The sequence below is a fragment of the Limnohabitans planktonicus II-D5 genome, assembly GCF_001270065.2.
GTDB lineage: Bacteria > Pseudomonadota > Gammaproteobacteria > Burkholderiales > Burkholderiaceae_C > Limnohabitans_A > Limnohabitans_A planktonicus.
The window spans coordinates 30695-51920 of the sequence record NZ_LFYT02000006.1; the positions used below are offsets into that span (position 1 = coordinate 30695).

A 21226-nucleotide genomic window follows, 5' to 3' on the forward strand; every position below is an offset into this window, starting at 1 on the left:
CACCCCATGAATTTGCTCACCCGAGATGTGCCCCCCCGCAGCGCCTGGGCGCTGGAACAAGCGGGCATCCACCCCCTGCTGGCCCGCCTGTATGCCGCCCGTGGCGTGCAGTCCAAAGACGAACTCGACGACGCGCTGAACCTGCTGCTGCCCCCTGCCAGCATGCTGGGCACACAAGAAGCCGCCAAACTGCTGGCCGATGCCATGGCGCAAAACAAGCGCCTGTGCATCGTGGCCGATTACGACTGCGACGGCGCGACCGCCTGCGCCGTGGGTGTGCGCGGCCTGCGCATGCTGGGGGCACACAACGTCAGCTATTTGGTGCCTGACCGCGTGGTCGACGGCTATGGCCTCACGCCCCCGATTGCCGAGCGTGTGCACCAGCAAGGCGCGGATGTGTTGATCACCGTGGACAACGGCATCGCCAGCGTGGCGGGCGTGCAGGCAGCGCAAGCCCTGGGCCTGCAGGTGCTGGTGACCGACCACCATTTGCCGGGCAGCGAGCTGCCCACAGCCGAAGTCATCGTCAACCCCAACCAACCCGGCTGCAGCTTCACCAGCAAATCCATCGCCGGTGTGGGCGTGATGTTTTATGTGCTGCTGGCCCTGCGGGCTGAGTTGCGCCAGCGCGGCGTGTTTGACGCCAGCACCCAGCCGCGCCTAGACGCCCTGCTGCCCTTGGTGGCTTTGGGCACCGTGGCCGACGTGGTCAAGCTCGACCCCAACAACCGCCGCTTGGTGGCCCAAGGCCTGCGCCGGGTGCGCGCAGGCGCCCTGCCCCCCGGCATGGCCGCGCTCATGCGTGCGGCCAGCCGCGAAACCGCCAAGGCCACGACGTTTGACTTTGGCTTTGCCCTGGGCCCGCGCATCAACGCCGCAGGCCGCCTGGCCGACATGACGCTGGGCATCGAATGCCTGCTGACCGACGACGCGGGCCGCGCCGACGAGCTGGCCAAACAACTGGACGCGATCAACCGCGAACGCCGCGTGATCGAAGGCGACATGCGCGAGATGGCCATGGAAATGGCCGAGTCGCTGTTTGACGAAGGAGACGAGCCACCGCCCGCCATTTGCGTGTTCGACCCGGATTTTCACGAAGGCGTGGTGGGCATTGTGGCCTCGCGCATCAAGGACAAACTGCACCGCCCCACCTTTGTGTTTGCGGCCAGCAGCGCCCCGGGCAAAGAGCACGAACTCAAGGGTTCGGGCCGCTCCATTGCGGGCTTTCATCTGCGCGACGCGCTCGACCTGGTGGCCAAACGCGCCCCGGGCGTGCTGCTGCGCTTTGGCGGCCACGCCATGGCAGCGGGCTGCACCGTGGCCGAAGAACACCTCGATGTGTTTGAAGAAACGCTGAACCAAGTCGCCATGGAATGGCTGGACGCCGCCACACTGCAACGCCGCCTGGAAACCGATGGGCCGCTGCCTGCCGAATACCGCCGGGTGGACCTGGTGGAGATGCTTCACCACGAGGTCTGGGGCCAAGGCTTTGCACCGCCCGTGTTTTGCGAAGAGATCGAGGTGGTGTCGCAGCGCTTGGTGGGCGAAAAACACCTGTCGCTCAAGATGAAGCACCAAGGCCAGCCAGTGGATGGCATTTGGTTTGGCCGGACTGAGCCTTTGCCCGCACGCGTCAAACTGGCCTACCGGCTGGACGCCGACGAGTGGCAGGGGCAAAAGCGCGTGCGCTTCCTGATTGAAGGCGCCGAGCTGTAAACCGGGCAGCATCGCTTACTGCGCAAATGTCGGACTCTGCGAGTGCCGACCTACGAAGGCGATGCAGTAGGTCGGCGGTCGAAGACCCCGACGTTGACTGGCCAAGCCCACAGGCCCATGGCAAGCAGCACCGCTCATCGCGCAATTGTCGGACTCTGCGAGTGCCGACCTACAAGGCGATGCAGTGGGTCGGTGGTCGAAGACCCCGACGTTGGCTGGCCATGCCCATAGGCCCATGGCAAGCAGCGCTGCTCATCGCGCAAATGTCGGACTCTGCGAGTGCCGACCTACGAAGGCGATGCAGTAGGTCGGTGGTCGAAGACTCCGACGTTTGTTTGCCATGTCCACAGGCCCATGGCAAGCAGCGCTGCTCATCGCGCAATTGTCGGACTCTGCGAGTGCCGACCTACGAAGGCGATGCAGTAGGTCGGTGGTCGAAGACCCCGACGTTGGCTGGCAAAGCCCACAGGCCCATGGCAAGCAGCACTGCTCATCACGCAAATGTCGGACTCTGCGAGTGCCGACCTACAAGGCGATGTATTTGTAGGTCGGTGGTCGAAGACCCCGACGTTTGTTTGCCATTCCAATAGGCCCATGGCAAGCAGCACTGCTCATCGCGCAAATGTCGGACTCTCCGAGTGCCGACCTACGAAGGCGATGCAGTAGGTCGGTGGTCGAAGACCCCGACGTTGGCTGGCCAAGCCCACAGGTCCATGGCAAGCAGCACTGCTCATCGCGCAAATGTCGGACTCTGCGAGTGCCGACCTACAAGGCGATGCAGTAGGTCGGCGGTCGAAGACCCCGACGTTTGTTTGCCAAGCCCACAGGCCCATGGCAAGCAGCACTGCTCATCGCGCAAATGTCGGACTCTGCGAGTGCCGACCTACGAAGGCGATGCAGTAGGTCGGCGGTCGAAGACCCCGACGTTGGCTGGCCAAGCCCACAGGCCCATTGCAAGCAGCACCGCTCATCGCGCAAATGTCGGACTCTGCGAGTGCCGACCTACGAAGGCGATGCAGTAGGTCGGTGGTCGAAGACTCCGACATGGGTGGGCAGAACAGCGGTCAGTTGGAAAACGCCGCAATCCCGGTGATGGCGCGGCCCAGGATCAGGGCGTGCACGTCGTGCGTGCCTTCGTAGGTGTTGACCACTTCCAGGTTCACCAGGTGGCGGGCCACGCCGTATTCAGCGCTGATGCCGTTGCCGCCCATCATGTCGCGGGCCAGGCGGGCAATGTCGAGCGCTTTGCCGCAGCTGTTGCGCTTGAGGATGGAGGTGATTTCCACCGAGGCCGTGCCTTCATCCTTCATGCGGCCAAGACGCAAGCAGCCTTGCAGGCCTAGGCTGATCTCGGTCATCATGTCGGCCAGTTTTTTCTGGATCAGCTGGTTCGCAGCCAAGGGGCGGCCGAACTGCTGGCGGTCCATCACGTACTGGCGGGCGCGGGTGTAGCAGTCTTCGGCGGCACCCAAGGCACCCCAGGCGATGCCGTAGCGGGCGCTGTTCAGGCAAGTGAACGGGCCTTTCAAGCCGCGCACTTCGGGAAAGGCGTTTTCTTCGGGGCAGAAGACTTCGTCCATGACGATCTCGCCGGTGATGGAGGCACGCAGACCCACCTTGCCGTGCACGGCGGGGGCAGACAGGCCTTTCCAGCCTTTTTCCAAAATGAAGCCGCGGATTTGGCCGCCATCGTCCTTGGCCCAGACCACGAACACGTCGGCGATCGGGCTGTTGGTGATCCACATCTTGGCACCGGACAGGCTGTAGCCGCCGGGCACTTTCTTGGCGCGGGTGATCATGCTGCCGGGGTCCGAGCCGTGGTTGGGCTCGGTCAGGCCAAAGCACCCGACCCACTCTCCACGGGCCAGCTTGGGCAGGTATTTTTGCTTTTGCGCTTCGGTGCCGAAGTCGTTGATCGGCACCATCACCAAAGACGACTGCACGCTCATCATCGAGCGGTAACCGCTGTCCACGCGCTCGACTTCGCGGGCCACCAGGCCGTAGCAGACGTAATTGAGGCCCGCGCCGCCATATTGCTCGGGGATGGTGGCACCCAAGAGACCCAGCTCACCCATCTCGTTGAAGATGGCGCGGTCGGTGGTTTCGTTCAAAAAGGCGTCTGTCACGCGGGGCAGCAGGCGTTCCTGGCAGTAGGCGCGGGCGGCTTCGCTGACCTGGCGCTCGTCTTCGGTCAGTTGAGACTCGAGCTGGAAAGGGTCGGACCAGGAAAAGCGGTGACTGGAACTCATGATGGCGTCTTTCAAAAAAACAGAAGATGGCTCGATCCTAGAGTGAAAGCCGTCATTTATCAAACGATTGTTTTTCACCCAGATATGATTTTTTGTATGATCAGAAGATATCCCCCACCACCCAGCCATGCGCCGCAAACTGCCCTCCACCCAGGCTCTGATCTGCTTTGAAGCCGCCGCTCGGCACGCCAGCTTCACCAAGGCGGCGCAAGAGCTGGCCCTGACGCAAGGTGCCGTCTCGCGCCAGGTGGCCTCGCTGGAGGACATGCTGGGCGTGCCGCTGTTCAAACGCGGGCAGCACGGCATGCAGCTGACCCCGGCCGGGCAAGACTATGTGCGCCAGATCAGCACCCGGCTGGACGCGTTGGAACGAGACACGCTGGACCTGATGGGCAGGCAAGGCCAGGGCGAGAGCCTGACGCTGGCGGCCGTGCCCACCTTTGCCTCGCGTTGGCTGATTCCCCGCTTGCCCAGTTTTGCCACAGCACAACCGCAAACCCCGGTCCACATCGAAACGCGCACACGCCCCTTCATGTTCAGCGACTCGGGCCTGGACGCAGCGCTGTACGCGGGCACCCCTGCGCAGGTGGCGCAATGGGCGGGCACCGAGGCCACCCGCCTGTTTGACGAAGAAGTGCTGCCCGTGTGCAGCCCCGAACTGCTGGGCCAGACCCGGCCCCTGCGGCCCGAAGAATTGGCGCACTTGCCCCTGTTGCAGCAATCGACCCGCCCCGAAGCCTGGCGCCAGTGGTTTGACGCGCAGGGGATGGACGCCCCACGGGCCATGGCCGGGCCCAGGTATGAGCTTTTTTCAATGCAGGTGGCCGCCGCCCGCTGCGGCCTGGGAGTGGCGCTCATGCCCACGCTCTTGATTCCTTCGGAGCTGGCCAGCGGCGAACTCGTGGTGGCCTGCGACCGCCCCTTGCGCGGACAGCGCGCCTATTACCTGGTGCAGCCACAAGTGGCCCAGCCCCGGCCCATGCTGGCGCACTTCAAGGCCTGGCTGTTGCTGCAAAAAGAGGTGGGCGACGCACCCTGAGCAGCGTACAAGGCCCACAAACGTCGGTGTCTTCGACCGCCGACCCACAAATACCTGGCCTTGTAGGTCGGTACTCGCAGAGTCCGACGTTTCTGGGGTGACCGGTGATGTGGGTCATGGGCCTGGGGGCATGGTGAACAAACGTCGGGGTCTTCGACCACCGACCTACAAATATCTGGCCTTGTAGGTCGGTACTCGCAGAGTCCGACGTTTCTGCGATGAGCAGTGCTGCTTGCCATGGGCCTGTGGGCATGGCCAACAAACGTCGGGGTCTTCGACCGCCGACCTACAAATACATGGCCCTGTAGGTCGGTACTCGCAGAGTCCGACGTTTCCGAGGTGACCGGTGATGTGGGTCATGGGCCTGTGGGCATGGTGAACAAACGTCGGGGTCTTCGACCACCGACCTACAAATACATGGCCCCGTAGGTCGGTACTCGCAGAGTCCGACGTTTCTGAGGTGACCGGTGATGTGGGTCATGGGCCTGTGGGCATGGTGAACAAACGTCGGGGTCTTCGACCGCCGACCCACAAATGCCTGGCCTTGTAGGTCGGTACTCGCAGAGTCCGACGTTTCTGGGGTGACCGGTGATGTGAGTCATGGGCCTGTGGGCATAGTGAACAAACGTCGGGGTCTTCGACCGCCGACCCACAAATACCTGGCCTTGTAGGTCGGTACTCGCAGAGTCCGACGTTTCTGCGATGAGCAGTGCTGCTTGCCATGGGCCTGTGGGCATGGTGAACAAACGTCGGGGTCTTCGACCGCCGACCCACAAATACCTGGCCCCGTAGGTCGGTACTCGCAGAGTCCGACGTTTCTGGGGTGACCGGTGATGCGGGTCATGGGCCTGGGTGCAAGGCCCACAAACGTCGGGGTCTTCGACCGCCGACCTACAAATACCTGGCCTTGTAGGTCGGTACTCGCAGAGTCCGACGTTTCTGGGGTGACCGGTGATGCGGGTCATGGGCCTGGGTGCAAGGCCCACAAACGTCGGGGTCTTCGACCGCCGACCTACAAATACCTGGCCTTGTAGGTCGGTACTCGCAGAGTCCGACGTTTCTGAGGTGACCGGTGATGTGGGTCATGGGCCTGTGGGCATGGTGAACAAACGTCGGGGTCTTCGACCACCGACCTACAAATACCTGGCCTTGTAGGTCGGTACTCGCAGAGTCCGACGTTTTTGGGGTGACGGTGCAACCCATTCATGCATCAGCGTGTCGGATCAACAGGCTCAGGCGTAACGCAGCCGCAAGTCGCGCTTGAGCAGCTTGCCGCTCGGGTTCTTGGGCAGCGCTTCGGCAAAGACCACGCGCTTAGGACACTTGAAACTGGCCATGTGCTGGGCGCAGTGCGCAATCACGGCGGCCTCGTCCAGCGTCTGCCCAGCCTTGACCACCACCACCGCCGTCACGGCCTCGACCCACTTGGGGTCGGGCAAGCCGATCACGGCCACTTCGCTCACTTGCGGCAGGCGGTAAATCATTTCCTCGACCTCGCGGCTGGCCACGTTTTCGCCGCCGGACTTGATCATGTCCTTCTTGCGGTCCACCACGGTGATGTAACCCTCGTCGTCGATCAGCCCCAAATCCCCGCTGTGGAACCAGTCGCCCTCGAACGAAGCTTTGGTGCGTTCGTCGTCATGGAAGTAGCCCAGCATCAAATGCGGTGAGCGGTGCACGATCTCGCCGACTTCGCCCACGGCCACGTCCTGCATGTCGTCGTTGACCACACGGGTCTCAACGTTGCGCACCGCCTTGCCGCACGAGCCCAGTTTGCGAAGTTGGTCGTCCGGGCCGAGCAGGGTGGCCAAGGGCGCGATTTCGGTCTGGCCGTACAGATTCCACAAACGCACCTTGGGCAGGCGCGAAGCCAGCTCTTTGAGCACCTCCACCGGCATGATGGACGCGCCGTAGTAGCCCTTGGCCAGCTGCGCGAGTTTGCCCGCATCCATCAGCGGCGAGCGCAGCAGCGCAATCCAGACCGTGGGCGGGGCAAAGAAGCTGGTGATGCCGAACTTTTCGAGCATGGGCAGCAGGTTGTCGGGCGTGGGTTTGGAGGTGATGACGTTGGTGCTGCCCATGTAAATGGCCGGGCCAAAGAACACATCGAGCTGAGCGCAGTGGTACAGCGGCAGCGCGTGCAGGGCCACGTCGCCCTCGGCAATTTCGGCGTCAATCACGCAGCTGACGTATTGCCACATCACCGCGTCGTGCGTCAGTTGTGCCCCTTTGGGCGAAGACTCGGTGCCGCTGGTGTAGACGATCTGCGCCACGTCGTAGCTGCCCAGCTGCAAATCGGGCAGCGCATCGGTGCAAGCGGCCAGCACATCAAAGCTGTGCATGCCCGACACGCTCTGGCTGGGGTCTTCGGAGGGCAGCCAGATGAACTTCTCGACTTTCGTGTCCAGTTTGGACGCAGCCTGCGCCAGATCGGCCAGACCGCTGTCAGTAGCCAGGGTCTTGGCACCCGCGTGGCGCAGGATGTAAGCCACCTCGTCGGCCTTGAGCATGAAATTGATCGGCACCATGACCGCGCCCCGACGGGCCAGCGCAAAGCGCAGCGCCGCAAACCCGTGCGAGTTGCGCGCCAACACCGCCACCTTGTCGCCCTCGGCCACGCCGATGCTGGCAAGGCCTGCGGCCAGGCGCGTCACCAGCGCATCGAACTCGGCATAGGTCCAGATGGTGCTGCCACACACAATGCCGGTTTTGCCGGGCAAGCGGATCGCGGTGCGGCGCAGGGCATCGGCAATGGTCTGGCGGCGAACGGCGGGGTGGATGGCAGTCTGGGTGGCGTGCGACATGGTGCGGGCTCCTGCATGGATATGATCGGAAGATTGAACACCAGACCCGAGAGAATTCCATTGGCACTACCCCCAGCATCCCCCCGAAAACTGTCACATACGCGAACCGTGGTGTACCAAGGCTTTGACCGCGAAGACGGTCTGTGGGACATCGAAGCCCAACTGACCGACGTCAAGACCTATGGTTTTGAAGTTTCCAACGAACGGCCCTTTCCGGCCAACGAGCCAATCCACAACCTGAAAATCCGCGTCACCCTCGACAACAAAATGGTGATCCAGGACATCGCCACGTCTATGGACGACATCCCGCACCCCGAGTGCGTCGGCGCGCCACACGGCATGCACAAGCTCATCGGCTGCACCATGGGCCCTGGCTGGCGAAAGATCATCAACCAGCACGTAGGCGGCACCGAAGGCTGCACCCACCTGCGCGAAATGCTCTTCAACATGGCGACCGCCGCCTACCAGACCCTGCCCGCAGGCCAATGGCAGCGCCGCGAACTGGCAGGCCAGCCCCACCCCGAAATGACCCAAGCGCCCTACTTCCTCGGTCAGTGCCACAGCTGGGCTTATGACAGCCCGACGGTGCAAAGGGCTTATCCGATGTTTTTCAAGCCGAAGGCGGTTGAGGGGTCTGAGGGCTGAAACGCAGCAGGTTCATCACTGAGAGATGAACCGCACCTCATCATTGAGGATTGCCAAGAACTGACGCAATCAATGAAGGGCTGAGCCAAATGCCATGGCGGCGCATGTTTTCGATGGCATGAGGCAAATCCACAGAAAACCCCAACTGCCGGGCTTTGAGCAAGATGCCCAATGAACCCGTGAGGTTCAGGCCGCAAAGTCTGGCCGTGCGTCGACCGACCACCTCATCAATGCACACCAGCGGTAACGACAAATTCAAAGCCGTCTGAATGACCGAGGCTTCTCCTGCGTCCAGGGAGTTTTTGAGGAACGGCAGCAGTGTGACCGGCCGATCCTGAATATCTAGCCAATCCGCAGCCTGAAACGCATCAACTCCGAAAGAAGTCTGACCACCCGCACGAACCTCTTGGGCCACTTCAAATGGAACCACAACCCTGGCATACATGAATTTCAGGATGTCCAGACTGCCCAGGGCTGCGGTCAATGCAATCAAGGGTGTCGTGTTGGACACCAAAACAGCCGAGCGCTCAGGCATTGAGGACATCGTCGGCCAACTCGTCTTTGGGCAAATCGATCAATGACACCCCAAATCGCGGCAACTCGGCCATAAATGCCACGCGATCCAGACCTGCCAAGGATGCCGCCATGCCAGACGACAAGCGCTTCATTTCAAAAAATTTAACGGCCATGGCCAACTTGGCTTCCCGCTGAAAGTCCTCTTTGCCGCAATGCATCACATCCAGGTAGCTATTGGGAACGTCCAACAAAATCTGCATAGGAACCTCCGAGTGCTCAAAAGTATGGCACAGCTTCCATGTGCATCAGAATATGCTCACCGTATAGCACTTGCAATACGCAAAGCATGATCTTCACAGTTCAGCACCGCTGCCAACGTAGACTTTCAGCGGATTTTTTGATTTCCTGATCCAGCGTGAGTTGGACAGTCCAACCGGTGATCTGGAAATTCCGGAAAAAGCGCGCCATGTCATTCATGCTGGCGTCGGCCTGTTGCGAACATCACCGTTCGCATATCGCAAAGCTTGAGACAGCCCTTTCACACGCGAATTGATCATCGCTTTTGGCAGCACGGGCCATGTCGCGCTCTTTGAAATTGTCAACGACACCACGGTCTTCGTCGGTGCCATTCGGCATCAGCGGCAAAATGGGTTTTGTAGGAGCAGCACCCCGTGCGCGACTCCCCGCAGACCACAAACGCCAATCGCACGCAGGGCGCAACTTCTACAGATCGCATCGCTGATCGTTATGCCCAAGACAAACCGTTCACTTCAAACTTCACAGGGCCAGATCAATAGGCCAATGCCACAGCTGGGCGTTTGACAGCCCAACGGTGCAAAGGGCTTATCCACTCGGGTCCGTCATCGCCAACGGGTTGTTCATCACATACGCATACCGGTTGTAACTCTGCAGGTTCCCCGGGCTTTGGATGAACGGGTCCGCGCTCATGAAGCGGCCAATCAGCGGGTCGTACACCCGACCGTTCATGTGGATCAGCCCCACTTCATCCAGGTGCTCGTGCTCCGTGTAACCACGGTCCGTGGTCTGGCCCACCAGGCGGTCGTTCTTGTCAGCCAGGCCGTTGGCGTTTCTTCGTTTGCCCCGGGGGTCATATGCCAGCCGCTCCACCACTTGCCCCGCCTCGTCGGTGATCACCGCGATCGAATTCAGGTGGTCTTGGTGGAAGTAGCGCACTGGCGCGCTGCGTTTGCTCAGATCACTGGCCGTGCTGCTGACGCCCGCACCACTGCGCGTGGTCACCAACGCAAAGGTCATGCCTGCCGCTTGCAGGTAGTGACGGTTTTCTGTAACGCCGTTGGCATTGAGTTCTTTTTCGAAAACGAGCGCGTTGTTATCGCCGTGCAGATACCAGGTGGTGCCACCCATCAGGCTGGTGGGAGCGTTGTGGGTCAGGGTTTGTTTGACGCGTTGGTGTCGGGGCTGGATTTGCCACAGCGGCACCAGAGAATTTACGCGCTGCTTCGTTATGGCTGGATCAGATTAATTGGGATCTGACCCCGTTTATGCTGCTTCGTTATGGCTGGATCAGATTAATTGGGATCTGACCCCGTTTATGTGTTGGTATCTGAACCCGATTTACGCAGAAGTGATTTGGACATTAGGCCATGACACCGCGCAGGGCGGGCATTGTTGTCATCGGATGATTTTCTGCCCCGGCTTGCTGTGATCCTCCAACGCTACCGAGTCCGCACGAATTCGGATTTGAACCTCTGTGCGATCACCATCAGAATCAACGGAATCCACACTCATGACAAATAAGTACTTTGCCGAATCGCCTTGGAGCGGCTCGGCTCGGATGTCGTTGATTGTGTCGTTTGGAATCGCACCGCTCGGCTCGAAGGACACGCTCCTTACACCCTCAAAGACAATGAAACCATCAGGCAAGTCTTCCGCCGTGTAGTAATCCCATGTGGCTGATCTGACCCGAGATATGCAAGTCGCCTGGACTTTGACTTCAGAGTTCCAGCCGTCAATCAACACCGCTTTACAGCCGCGATCACCAACGTAGACGGTCTTCAAAAATTCAACAACGTTCATAGCAGTCAGTTAATAGGCCAATGAGCGGCGGGGCTGTTCCAAGGAACGACGTTCCCATGAATGTCGAGAGACGACCCTTGACCTCTCATCCCGGGACCTGTGCCAAGCGCATGCCCGTGCCCATGTGGTGTCGGGTTGTTCGTGTGGCCTTACGGATTCAATCGCTGGTAGTTCGAGCCGTTAGGATACAGGGTGTGGGTATCGACACCACCCCTGCCAGCCGCCACCGTACTGCCACCTACAGGTTCAATCATCGCGTTGCCCTTGGAGCCCACAATAATTCGGTCGATCTGGTTTCCAGCCTTATCCGTGGCAGGGCCAGGCAACCGGCCTGACCCCTTTGCTGCACCAGCTCCACCCCCACCCCCGGCACCAGACATCTCCGAACCACAAAGCTGTCCCGGTTTTTGGAATCTAGGTCCCAATTGATTAAACAAATACCCAAAAGCCGCAGTCTCCGCCCCATTGGCAAACTTTCCGCCAGCGATCACTGATCCTTCCCCACCAGCAACTAATGTAGCTGTCGCTTGATAGGCATTGAACTCTCCCGGCTTCACTTTCCAAGTATCACCAATCCAATTGTTTGTGTACTTGCCAAACACCTCACTGGGAGCACCTTGCCCACAACTTCCACCACCTGCTGCACTGCTCACACAACCTCCACCAGCATGGGCTGCATAGCGCGTCAAGCTGTTTGCACCTTCTGCACCCACACCGCCTGTCATGGCCGCTGCGCTGAACAATCCGCCTGACAACGCGCCAATGGCCGCGCCTTTGCTGCTGTCGCTTGAGATGCCTCCGGCCAATGCACCCGCTGCCGCGTTAGAGCCAATCCAGATCCCTGTCACTTGAGCTGTCGTTAAGGTCGTGCCCGCAGCTGCTGCACCAGCAGCTGCCGATCCAGCCCACGCGCTGTAGATGTACTGCGGCGCCTACACCGCAACAGCTATAGCAACCGCCGCCCTGAAGAACTTCCTCAAGCGGAAGTACCCACTCGGATCCGTGAACGCCAACGGGTTGTTCATCACATACGCATACCGGTTGTAGCTTTGCAGGTTCCCCGGGCTTTGGATGAACGGGTCCGCGCTCATGAAGCGGCCAATCAGCGGGTCGTACACCCGACCGTTCATGTGGATCAGCCCCACTTCATCCAGGTGCTCGTGCTCCGTGTACCCTCGGTCCGTGGTCTGGCCCACCAGGCTGTCGTTCTTGTCGGCCAGGCCGTTGGCGTTTCTGCGCTTGCCCCAAGGGTCATACGCCAGCCGCTCCACCACTTGCCCCGCCTCGTCGGTGATCACCGCGATCGAATTCAGGTGGTCTTGGTGGAAGTAGCGCACTTGCGCGCTGCGTTTGCTCAGATCACTGGTCGTGCTGCTGACGCCCGCACCACTGCGCGTGGTCACCAACGCAAAGGTCATGCCTGCCGCTTGCAGGTAGTGACGGTTTTCTGTGACGCCGTTGGCTTTGAGTTCTTTTTCGAAAACGAGCGCGTTGTTATCGCCGTGCAGGTACCAGGTGGTGCCACCCATCAGGCTGGTGGGGGCGTTGTGGGTCAGAACCAGCGTCGCACCCAACGCGCTCTTCATCCAGTGGCTGGCCCCCGGCACGCACATGGTGGCGATGATGTTGTCATGACTGGGAATTTTTGGCATCTTGGACTCAAAGGCCCGCTGCGGATCAGTCTCATCGCCCCTGCCATAACTCCCCCCTCCCCAGCGCCCCAAGCGCTTTCCCTCAACAGCCTCTGGATCTACACCATGAACCGCTGCACTTTGGCCCTTCGCGGGCGTGCTTTGCTTTGCCTTGACTTCATCACCTCCTTTGAATCCGTGGAGGCCGCATGAGCAAGAAGGTCTTCATCAAAACCTTTGGCTGCCAGATGAACGAGTACGACTCGGACAAGATGGCCGATGTGCTGGGCGCGGCCCAGGGTTATGAACCCACGCAAGACGTGGACGAGGCCGATCTGATTTTGTTCAACACCTGCTCGGTGCGCGAGAAGGCGCAAGAAAAAGTGTTCAGCGATCTGGGCCGGGTGCAGCACCTGAAAGCCAAGGGCGTATTGATTGGCGTGGGTGGCTGCGTGGCCAGCCAAGAAGGTGCCGAGATCATCAAGCGTGCGCCTTATGTGGACGTGGTGTTTGGCCCGCAGACCCTGCACCGCCTGCCCGAATTGCTGAACGAGCGTGAGCGCAAGCAGCGCCCGCAGGTGGACATCAGCTTCCCCGAGATTGAAAAGTTTGACCACCTGCCACCTGCAAAGGTGGAAGGTGCCACGGCCTTTGTGTCGATCATGGAAGGCTGCAGCAAATATTGCAGCTATTGCGTGGTGCCCTACACCCGGGGCGAAGAAGTATCGCGCCCGTTTGACGATGTGCTGGTCGAGGTGGCCGGACTGGCCGCGCAAGGCGTGAAAGAGATCACGTTGCTGGGCCAGAACGTGAACGCTTACCGGGGCAAGATGGGCGGCACCTCAGACATCGCCGACTTTGCGCTGTTGCTGGAGTACGTGGCCGACATGCCGGGCATCGAGCGCATCCGCTACGTGACCAGCCACCCCAACGAGTTCACGCAGCGCCTGATTGACGCTTATGAAAAGATTCCCAAACTGGTGAGCCATTTGCACCTGCCCGTGCAGCACGGCTCGGACCGCATCTTGATGGCCATGAAGCGCGGCTACACCGCCATGGAATACAAGAGCACGATCCGCAAGCTGCGGGCGATCCGCCCCGACATGTCGCTCAGCAGCGATTTCATCGTGGGCTTCCCCGGCGAGACCGAGGACGACTTCAGCAAGATGATGAAGCTGATCACCGACGTGGGTTTTGACACGAGTTTCAGCTTCATCTTCAGCCCCCGCCCCGGCACGCCTGCGGCCAACCTGCACGACGACACGCCACACGCCGAAAAATTGCGCCGCCTGCACCACCTGCAAGCGACCATCGAAGAGAACGTGCAGCGCATCGGCGAGAGCCGCGTGGGCACGGTGCAGCGCATTTTGGTGGAGCGCCCTTCACGCAAGGACGCCACCGAACTGGCCGGCCGCACCGAGTGCAACCGGGTGGTCAACTTCCCCGGTGGCCCCAACATGGACCGCCTGATCGGTCAGATGGCCGATGTGCGCATCACGCAGGGACTGTCGCATTCGCTGCGGGGTGAGTTGGTGATCCGCGATTGAAACCAGGCGACATGCCGGGACTGATGAAACAACCTGCGTTTTGTAGGTCGGTGGCTTCAGCCCCGACATGCTATTTGGCGCACTAAGTCGGGGCTAAAGCCGCCGACCTACGAATACCACCCCCGCCTGTACTCGCAGAGTCCGACATGGGTGGGATTGGCGCAGACTCCATGTCGGGGCTAAAGCCGCCGACCTACGGAAGATCAGGACTCTCGGCCGACTTCCCGGATGTAGCGGCGGTAGTCGCCGTGCGGGATGGACGTGCAGCCATCCACCGGAAGGTTGTACAAATAGGTCTGCACCTGCTGGCCTTGCAGCGGGCCGCTGAGCACCGTCACCACCTCCCGCCAGTAGTGTGATTCGGCGCGGTCACCGGGCACCATGCCTTCCACCGCATCCAGACGGGCCAGGTGATCGTCATCGACTTCGTAGACCTCACCGGTGACTTGCCCGTCGCCCTGAAGCAGTCCGGGGTACAGGCCCACATCGATCAATCGACCCGCTATATGGGCTGGCCCCAGCAAGCGGGCACCGTGCATTTCGGCCTCCAGCCGCAGGCCTGGCAACAGGGTGCCGTAGATAAAAATAGCATGTTTCATCCGCCTGATTTTGCGCCAATTCAAGCCTTCGGCTTGACGCCGACTTGACGCATGCCATGCCAAGCCTTGCTTGTCAGCTCTTGGCTGCGTCGTATGCAGGCGTTTAAACTGATCGGCAAGAGACAAGCGTAGCCCGCCCCCGGACGGGCACACGCCACCGGCAGACACAAGGCGCAAGCCAGAGGTGCAGATGAAAGCAGAACAAAACGAACTCATCACCCGCATCGGGCCGGGCACGCCCTGCGGCGCGGTGATGCGCCACTATTGGCAGCCCGTGGCGCTGGTGGACGAGTTCAACCCCGCGCTCGATCCGCGCATGGCGATTCGCCCCGTGAAGGCAGTCCGCCTTTTGGGGCAAGACCTGGTGCTGTTTCGTAACTCGCTGGGCGACTATGGCTTGCTCGACCGTGACTGCCCACACCGCGGGGCCGACCTGGCCTTTGGCCGCAACGAAGGCGATGGCTTGCGTTGCCCTTTTCATGGCTGGAAGTTCGACGTGACGGGCCAGTGCATCGAAACCCCTGCTGAGCCCACCGGCAGCACGCTGTGCACGCGGGTGCGCCAACGCAGTTACCCGATCACCCAACGCAGCGGCATTTTGTTTGGCTGGTTCGGCCCCGAAGGCCAGACCCCACCACCGCTGCCGGGCATCGACGCTTTCAGTGCCCCGGCCACGCACACCTTTGCCTTCAAGGGCCTGTGGCACTGCAACTGGCTGCAGGCCTTTGAAGTGGGCATTGACCCGGCGCACGCGTCGTACCTGCACCGCTTTTTTGAAGACGAATCGCTCGAAGGCAGTTATGGCCGCCAGTTCCGCGGCGCGAGCGCGGGCGATGTGCAAGGCGAGCGCTGGCCCATGACACGCGTGATGCGCGAGCTGGACCAGCCCGAGATTTCATTTGAGGCCACCGATGCGGGCCTGCGCCTGACGGCCCTGCGCCCGATCAACGAGGCGCTCACCCATGTGCGGGTGACGAATGCGCTGTTCCCGCACACATTTGTGATTCCGCTGTCCGAGACCATGACCATCACGCAGATGCATGTGCCGGTGGACGACACACACACCTATTGGTATTCGGTGTTCACCAGCTTTGACGGCCCGGTGGACAAAGAAGCCATGCGCAAGCAGCGCCTGCCCTCTGTCACGCTGCCCGACTACATCCCCAAAGCGGGCAAGCACAACAACTGGGGCTTTAACCCCGAAGAGCAGGTCTCGCGCACCTACTTGGGCATGGGCGAGGACGACATCAACGTGCACGACCAGTGGGCCTGCGAGAGCATGGGTGCCATTCAGGACCGCACCCGCGAGCACCTGGGAACCAGCGACAAAGTGATCATGGCCAACCGGCGCATGCTGCTCAAAGCCATCGAGACGGTGCAGGCTGGGGGCTTGCCGCCCGGGTTTGCGCAAGCGGCTGTGGCCAGCCAGCGCGTGGGGCCCGACACAGTGGACGGCATCGCCCCCAGCGGCCAGTGGCCGCAGTGGTGGCGCGAAGCCTGCGCGGCCAAACGCAGCGGCGCGCCTTGGGACGCCGCCTTGACGGCGGATGTGCCAACCCCAGCCGACACGAGCGCGGCATGAGCTTCGCCGAACGTTGCGGCCTGCACAGCCCGGAGCGGCAAGCGGCTTGCGCGCAATTGCTGCAACAGGTCGAGGCCTCGGGCATCGAGCTGATCCGCCTGGGCTGGTGCGACCTGCACGGCGTGGTGCGCGGCAAGACCATCGTGGCTTCACAACTGCGCAGTGCGCTGGCCAACGGCATCGGCATGGTCAGCACCTTGCTGCTCAAAGACAGCTCGGACCGCACCGCCTTCAAAGTATTTGAGCCCGGCATCGAAGAGACGCTGCCCGGCTTTGCCGGGGCCAGCAATTTCACGCTCATGCCCGACCCGGCCAGCTGGCAGGTGCTGCCCTGGGCCGCCAAGACCGGCTGGCTGCAGGGCCAGCCCTACTTGGCCGACGGCCGCATCGTTCCGCTCGATTCGCGCCATGTGTTGCAGCTGGCCGTGCAGCGTCTGGCTGAGCGCGGCTGGCAAATGCGCTGCGGGCTGGAAGTTGAGTTCCATATTTACCGCCTCAAAGACCCGCTGCACGGTGCAGACCTGGACCCGAACCGTGCCGCCTGGCCCGGCCCTGCTCCCGAGGTCAGCCTGATCCACCCGGGCTTCAACCTGCTGACCGAGGCCTGGTTTGACCGGGCCGAAGAGCCGCTGCGCATCGTGCAGCGCACCGCGCAAGCGTTGGGCCTGCCGCTGATCTCGCTCGAAATTGAACTCGGCCCCAGCCAAGTCGAAGCGGTGTTTGACGTGCGCGATGCGCTCACCGCCGCCGACCACATGGTGCTGTTTCGCAACGCCACGCGCCAGGCACTGCGCCGCGCTGGTTACCACGCCACATTCATGTGCCGCCCGCCGTTTGACGCCATCATGTCCAGCGGCTGGCACTTGCACCAATCACTGGTCGACACCACGGGCCGCAATGTTTTCATGCGCGATGCTGCCGCACCGGGTGTCGGTGTGCTGGATGCGCAGCAGGTGCTCAGCGATGTTGGTGCGAGCTGGTTGGCCGGACTGCTGGCGCACGCGCCAGCGCTCACGGCCCTGTGCACCAGCACCAGCAATGGCTACGGGCGCTTCAGGCCCAACGCGATGGCCCCGCAGTCCATCTTGTGGGGCCGCGACAACCGGGGCGCGATGCTGCGCGTGATCGGCAACGCGGGCGATACGGCCACCCGCATTGAAAACCGCCTGGGCGAGCCTGCTGCCAACCCCTACCTATACATGGCCTCTCAAATCCATGCGGGACTGGATGGTGTGGATGCGCACCTGCAAGCGCCGCCCGCCAGCGAAACACCTTATGCATCAGGGGCTGCCACCATCCCGACCAGCCTGGCCGATGCGGTGCGGGCGCTGCAAAAAAATACGGCCTTGTGCCAGGCGCTGGGCCAGCCCTTTGTGGATTACTACAGCACCATCAAAAAGGCCGAGCACCAGCGCATGGCGCAGGCCGAAGACGCCCAGGAATTCCACCGCCGCGAATACTTCGGGCGCATTTGACCCACCTTTGAATCACCCCGCCCGACGGCGAAGCACTGAACATGATCACGATCCACCTGCAACCCCACAACCCCACACAAGCGGCACATACCCTGCAAGCCCAGCCCGGCCAAAGCCTGATGCAGGCCGCAGTCGATGCGAATTTGCCCGGCATCCAGGCCGATTGCGGCGGGCTGCTCACTTGCGCCACCTGCCATGTGGTGGTGCACAGCGACTGGCAAACCAAGCTGCCTGCCGTGAGCAGCGACGAAGACGGCATGCTGGCCTTCACCGCCCAGGCGCGTGAGCAGGGCAGCCGCTTGTCATGCCAGATTGTGTTGACCCCAGAGCTGGACGGCCTGCAGGTCACGCTGCCCGCAAGCCAGTATTGAAACCACCGAAGATTCTGTAGGTCGGCGGTCGAAGACCCCGACATTGGCCCGTCAAGCAACAACGCCCATGCCTGAACGTGTCGGCACACAAACATGTCGGACTCTTCGAGTACCGACCTACGAGGATTGGGTCGGCGTTGATCACAACCCAAGCCGCTGGGAATTCGATCGGCGTTGATCACAACCCAAGCCGTTGGAAATTAGCAGGTCGGCGGTCGAAGACCCCGACATTGGCCCGCCAAACGTCAACGCCCATGCCAGAACGTGTCGGCCCACAAACATGTCGGACTCTTCGAGTACCGACCTACGAGGATTGGGGCGGCAGTGATCACGCCCCCATTGGATCGGCGTTGATCACAACCCAAGCCGTTGGGAATTAGCAGGTCGGCGGTCGAAGACCCCGACGTTGGGCAGCCAAGCAGCAACGCCCATGCCCGACGGTGTCGACCCACAAACATGTCGGACTCTCCGAGTACCGACCTACGAGTTGCATTGGCGTTCAGCGTGGCATGCCCGGAAAACCGCCCCCGCCCATCATGCCTTTCATGGCACCCATGCGTTTCATCATTTTCATCATGCCGCCACCGGACATTTTTTTCATCATGTCCTGCATCTGCTCAAACTCCTTGAGCATGCGGTTGACGTCTTGCACCTGAACGCCAGCGCCCGCCGCGATGCGGCGCTTGCGGGTGGCTTTGATGAGTTCGGGTTTTTTGCGCTCTTGCGGTGTCATGCTGTGGATGATGCCTTGCTTGCGTCCAATGTCTTTTTCAACCTTACCCATGTCCATGGCACCGGCTTTAGCGGTCAGCTGGCTGGGCAGCTTGTCCATCAGGCTCGACAGCCCGCCCATTTGCTTCATTTGCTGGATCTGAGCCAAAAAGTCGTTCAGATCAAAGCCGCCGCCGCTTTTGACCTTGGCGGCCAGTTTTTGCGCGGCTTCTATGTCCACACCGGCCGTGACCTGCTCGACCAGGGCCACGATGTCGCCCATGCCCAGCACCCGGCCTGCGTGGCGCTCGGCGTCAAACACTTCCAGGCCATCGATCTTCTCGCTGGTACCGGCAAACTTGATCGGCACCCCCGTGATCTGGCGCACCGACAGGGCCGCACCACCGCGTGAGTCGCCGTCCAGTTTGGTCAGCACGATGCCGGTCAGGGGCAAGGCATCACCAAAGGCGCGGGCGGTGTTGGCCGCGTCCTGGCCCTGCATGGCATCCACGACAAACAAGGTTTCGACGGGCTTGAGTTCGGCGTGCAGGGCCTTGATTTCGGCCATCAGGGCTTCGTCAATCGCCAGACGACCTGCGGTATCCACCAGCAGCACATCAAAGTGGTGCTTGCGGGCGTAGTCAATGGCAGCGCGGGCGATGTCGATGGGCTTTTGATCGGCCGAGCTGGGGAACCATTCGGCCCCGGCTTGGGCTGTGACGGTTTTGAGCTGCTCGATGGCTGCAGGGCGGTACACGTCGCCCGACACGGTCAGCACTTTTTTCTTGCGCTTTTCGATCAGGTGTTTGGCCAGCTTGGCGGTGGTGGTGGTTTTGCCGGCACCTTGCAAACCGGCCATCAGGATCACGGCGGGGGGCTGCACGGCCAAGTTGATGTCGGACACGCCCTGGCCCATGGTGGCGGCCAGTTCTTTGTTGACGATGCCCACCAGGGCCTGGCCGGGTTTGAGCGAGCCAATGACCTCTTGCCCCAGCGCTTTGTCCTTGACGCGGGCAATGAAGTCGCGCACCACGGGCAATGCCACATCGGCCTCCAGCAGCGCCATGCGCACTTCGCGCAGCATGTCGGTGACGTTGGATTCTGTGATGCGGGCCTGTCCGCTGAGGTTCTTAACGAGGCGTGAGAGTTTGTCGGTCAGGGCGGAGGCCATGGGGGGAGTCCAGAAATAACCGGTTCAGCGTGATGGCGAAGCCCCTGTGGCTGCGCCTGAAAGGCTAAACTCGGAGCCATGATTTTAGCGAGTACCCCATTTTGGATGCTGCCCGCCTCAGGGCTGGCTGCCTTGGCCTATTTACTGGGCGCTTTGGCCGGCGCTCGCTTGAGTGATCAGAATGTTCGCCGCCTGATGTGGCTGGCTTGGGCTTCCCATGCCGTGGCCTTGCTCGGATTGCTGGCCGGGCCTGTGCGCTTCGGTTTTGCCCCGGCCCTGTCGGTCACTGCCTGGCTGGTGGTGACGGCTTATGGGATAGAACGACACCTTTTTCCGCAACTCAAGGCGCGCTGGGCCATGGGCGTTCTGGGGGCCGCTGCGGTGCTGCTGGCCTGGGTGTTTCCGGGCAACTTGCTGTCCTCTCTCGCATCGCCCTGGCTGCCTTTGCATTGGGCCTTGGGCCTCTCAGCTTATGGCATGTTTGCAGCGGCTGTGGTGCACGCCTGGATGATGACCCGCACGGAGCATGACATTCGCCAGGGCCATGAAGCCGACAGTGGTTTGCCTTTGCTCACGCTGGAACGTCTGACCTTTCGTTTTGTCAGCGCGGGATTCATGCTGTTGACCGCCACACTCGTTGCCGGCGCTTTGTTTGGAGAAGCCCTTTACGGTCAAGGCCACGGCCGTTGGCACTGGGACCACAAAACCGTGTTTGCCTTGCTGTCCTGGCTGACCTTTGCGGTCTTGTTGATCGGGCGCAATCAATGGGGCTGGCGCGGTCGCCGTGCGGTGCGGGTGCTGTACATCGGGGCAGGTTTGCTGCTGTTGTCCTATGCGGGTTCGCGTTTTGTTCTTGAAATTTTGTTGGGACGTGCAGGATGAAGTACCTGTTTTGGCTGTTGGTCGTTTTTGTGGCCATTTGGGCATTCAAGCGCAGTCGCGCCGGCAAGGCCCCCCCTCCAAGCAGCAAGGCCCCCTCCAGCCCGTCTGAAATGATCACTTGCGCCCACTGTGGCATTCACCTGCCCGCAGAAGAAGCCGTGTCTGGCCAAAATGGCGTTTACTGCAGCACCGAACACCGCAGCGCAGCCCATGACCGCAACCCGGTTTGA

General features: G+C 61.4%; 19 protein-coding genes. 9 read left to right on the forward strand and 10 right to left on the reverse strand.

The window, feature by feature from the left end:
• Positions 1-6 precede the first annotated feature (6 nt).
• Positions 7-1716 (forward strand): single-stranded-DNA-specific exonuclease RecJ, encoded by a 1710-nt coding sequence (gene recJ, locus H663_RS27155; protein WP_053170440.1) that lies wholly within the window; start codon positions 7-9, stop codon positions 1714-1716.
• Positions 1717-2780: 1064 nt separating this feature from the next.
• Here recJ and H663_RS27160 read toward each other — a convergent pair.
• Positions 2781-3965, reverse strand: a complete 1185-nt coding sequence (locus H663_RS27160; RefSeq protein WP_116695825.1) for an acyl-CoA dehydrogenase — start codon at positions 3963-3965, stop codon at positions 2781-2783.
• Between the two features lie 127 nt (positions 3966-4092).
• Between H663_RS27160 and H663_RS27165 the strand changes: the two genes are divergently transcribed.
• On the forward strand, positions 4093-5004 hold the full coding sequence (locus tag H663_RS27165; protein ID WP_053170443.1) for a LysR substrate-binding domain-containing protein: 912 nt from the start codon (positions 4093-4095) through the stop codon (positions 5002-5004).
• Positions 5005-6236: 1232 nt separating this feature from the next.
• Here H663_RS27165 and H663_RS27170 read toward each other — a convergent pair.
• Positions 6237-7808 (reverse strand): fatty acyl-CoA synthetase, encoded by a 1572-nt coding sequence (locus tag H663_RS27170; RefSeq protein WP_053170445.1) that lies wholly within the window; start codon positions 7806-7808, stop codon positions 6237-6239.
• A 60-nt stretch (positions 7809-7868) separates the two neighbouring features.
• On the opposite strand from H663_RS27170, the gene H663_RS27175 reads away from it, so the two are divergent.
• Positions 7869-8453, forward strand: a complete 585-nt coding sequence (locus H663_RS27175; protein WP_240620433.1) for a DUF2889 domain-containing protein — start codon at positions 7869-7871, stop codon at positions 8451-8453.
• A gap of 40 nt (positions 8454-8493) precedes the next feature.
• Here H663_RS27175 and H663_RS27180 read toward each other — a convergent pair whose 3' ends face one another.
• From H663_RS27180 to H663_RS27210, 6 genes are all read right to left on the reverse strand, one after another.
• Complete coding sequence (locus H663_RS27180) at positions 8494-8997, reverse strand: PIN domain-containing protein (RefSeq protein WP_205872688.1); 504 nt, start codon at positions 8995-8997, stop codon at positions 8494-8496.
• Positions 8981-9229, reverse strand: a complete 249-nt coding sequence (locus H663_RS27185; protein WP_053170453.1) for a UPF0175 family protein — start codon at positions 9227-9229, stop codon at positions 8981-8983. Before H663_RS27185 ends, H663_RS27180 begins: the two co-directional genes overlap by 17 nt.
• A gap of 583 nt (positions 9230-9812) precedes the next feature.
• A complete protein-coding gene (locus tag H663_RS27195; RefSeq protein ID WP_053170456.1) occupies positions 9813-10430 on the reverse strand; it encodes an RHS repeat domain-containing protein in 618 nt (205 codons plus the stop codon).
• Positions 10431-10622: 192 nt separating this feature from the next.
• Positions 10623-11027 (reverse strand): DUF6258 family protein, encoded by a 405-nt coding sequence (locus H663_RS27200; RefSeq protein ID WP_053170458.1) that lies wholly within the window; start codon positions 11025-11027, stop codon positions 10623-10625.
• 149 nt (positions 11028-11176) lie between these two features.
• Entirely contained in the window at positions 11177-11833 is a 657-nt protein-coding gene (locus H663_RS42045) for a hypothetical protein (RefSeq protein WP_205872689.1), read from the reverse strand.
• 126 nt (positions 11834-11959) lie between these two features.
• Positions 11960-12679 carry an RHS repeat domain-containing protein gene (locus H663_RS27210; RefSeq protein ID WP_053170461.1) on the reverse strand — a complete coding sequence of 240 codons (720 nt, stop codon included), beginning with the start codon at positions 12677-12679 and terminating at the stop codon, positions 11960-11962.
• 188 nt (positions 12680-12867) lie between these two features.
• Between H663_RS27210 and miaB the strand changes: the two genes are divergently transcribed.
• Positions 12868-14205, forward strand: a complete 1338-nt coding sequence (miaB, locus tag H663_RS27215) for a tRNA (N6-isopentenyl adenosine(37)-C2)-methylthiotransferase MiaB (protein ID WP_053170464.1) — start codon at positions 12868-12870, stop codon at positions 14203-14205.
• A gap of 203 nt (positions 14206-14408) precedes the next feature.
• On the opposite strand, the gene H663_RS27220 is transcribed toward miaB, so the two are convergent.
• Entirely contained in the window at positions 14409-14804 is a 396-nt protein-coding gene (locus tag H663_RS27220; protein WP_053170468.1) for a gamma-glutamylcyclotransferase family protein, read from the reverse strand.
• Between the two features lie 190 nt (positions 14805-14994).
• Between H663_RS27220 and H663_RS27225 the strand changes: the two genes are divergently transcribed.
• Genes H663_RS27225 through H663_RS27235 form a run of 3 tightly spaced genes read left to right on the forward strand, consistent with a single transcriptional unit; the run spans position 14995 to position 18232 of the window.
• Complete coding sequence (locus H663_RS27225) at positions 14995-16386, forward strand: Rieske 2Fe-2S domain-containing protein (protein ID WP_053170471.1); 1392 nt, start codon at positions 14995-14997, stop codon at positions 16384-16386.
• Entirely contained in the window at positions 16383-17861 is a 1479-nt protein-coding gene (locus H663_RS27230; RefSeq protein ID WP_053170472.1) for a glutamine synthetase family protein, read from the forward strand. Before H663_RS27225 ends, H663_RS27230 begins: the two co-directional genes overlap by 4 nt.
• A 41-nt stretch (positions 17862-17902) precedes the next feature.
• Positions 17903-18232, forward strand: a complete 330-nt coding sequence (locus H663_RS27235; protein WP_053170476.1) for a 2Fe-2S iron-sulfur cluster-binding protein — start codon at positions 17903-17905, stop codon at positions 18230-18232.
• A 499-nt stretch (positions 18233-18731) separates the two neighbouring features.
• On the opposite strand, the gene ffh is transcribed toward H663_RS27235, so the two are convergent.
• Positions 18732-20114, reverse strand: coding sequence for a signal recognition particle protein (gene ffh, locus H663_RS27240; RefSeq protein WP_053170479.1), 1383 nt, complete (start codon positions 20112-20114; stop codon positions 18732-18734).
• Between the two features lie 78 nt (positions 20115-20192).
• Here ffh and H663_RS27245 point away from each other — a divergent pair, with 78 nt between their 5' ends.
• A complete protein-coding gene (locus H663_RS27245; protein ID WP_053170481.1) occupies positions 20193-20996 on the forward strand; it encodes a cytochrome C assembly family protein in 804 nt (267 codons plus the stop codon).
• On the forward strand, positions 20993-21226 hold the full coding sequence (locus H663_RS27250) for a PP0621 family protein (protein ID WP_053170486.1): 234 nt from the start codon (positions 20993-20995) through the stop codon (positions 21224-21226). The genes H663_RS27245 and H663_RS27250 overlap by 4 nt, the downstream gene beginning before the upstream one ends.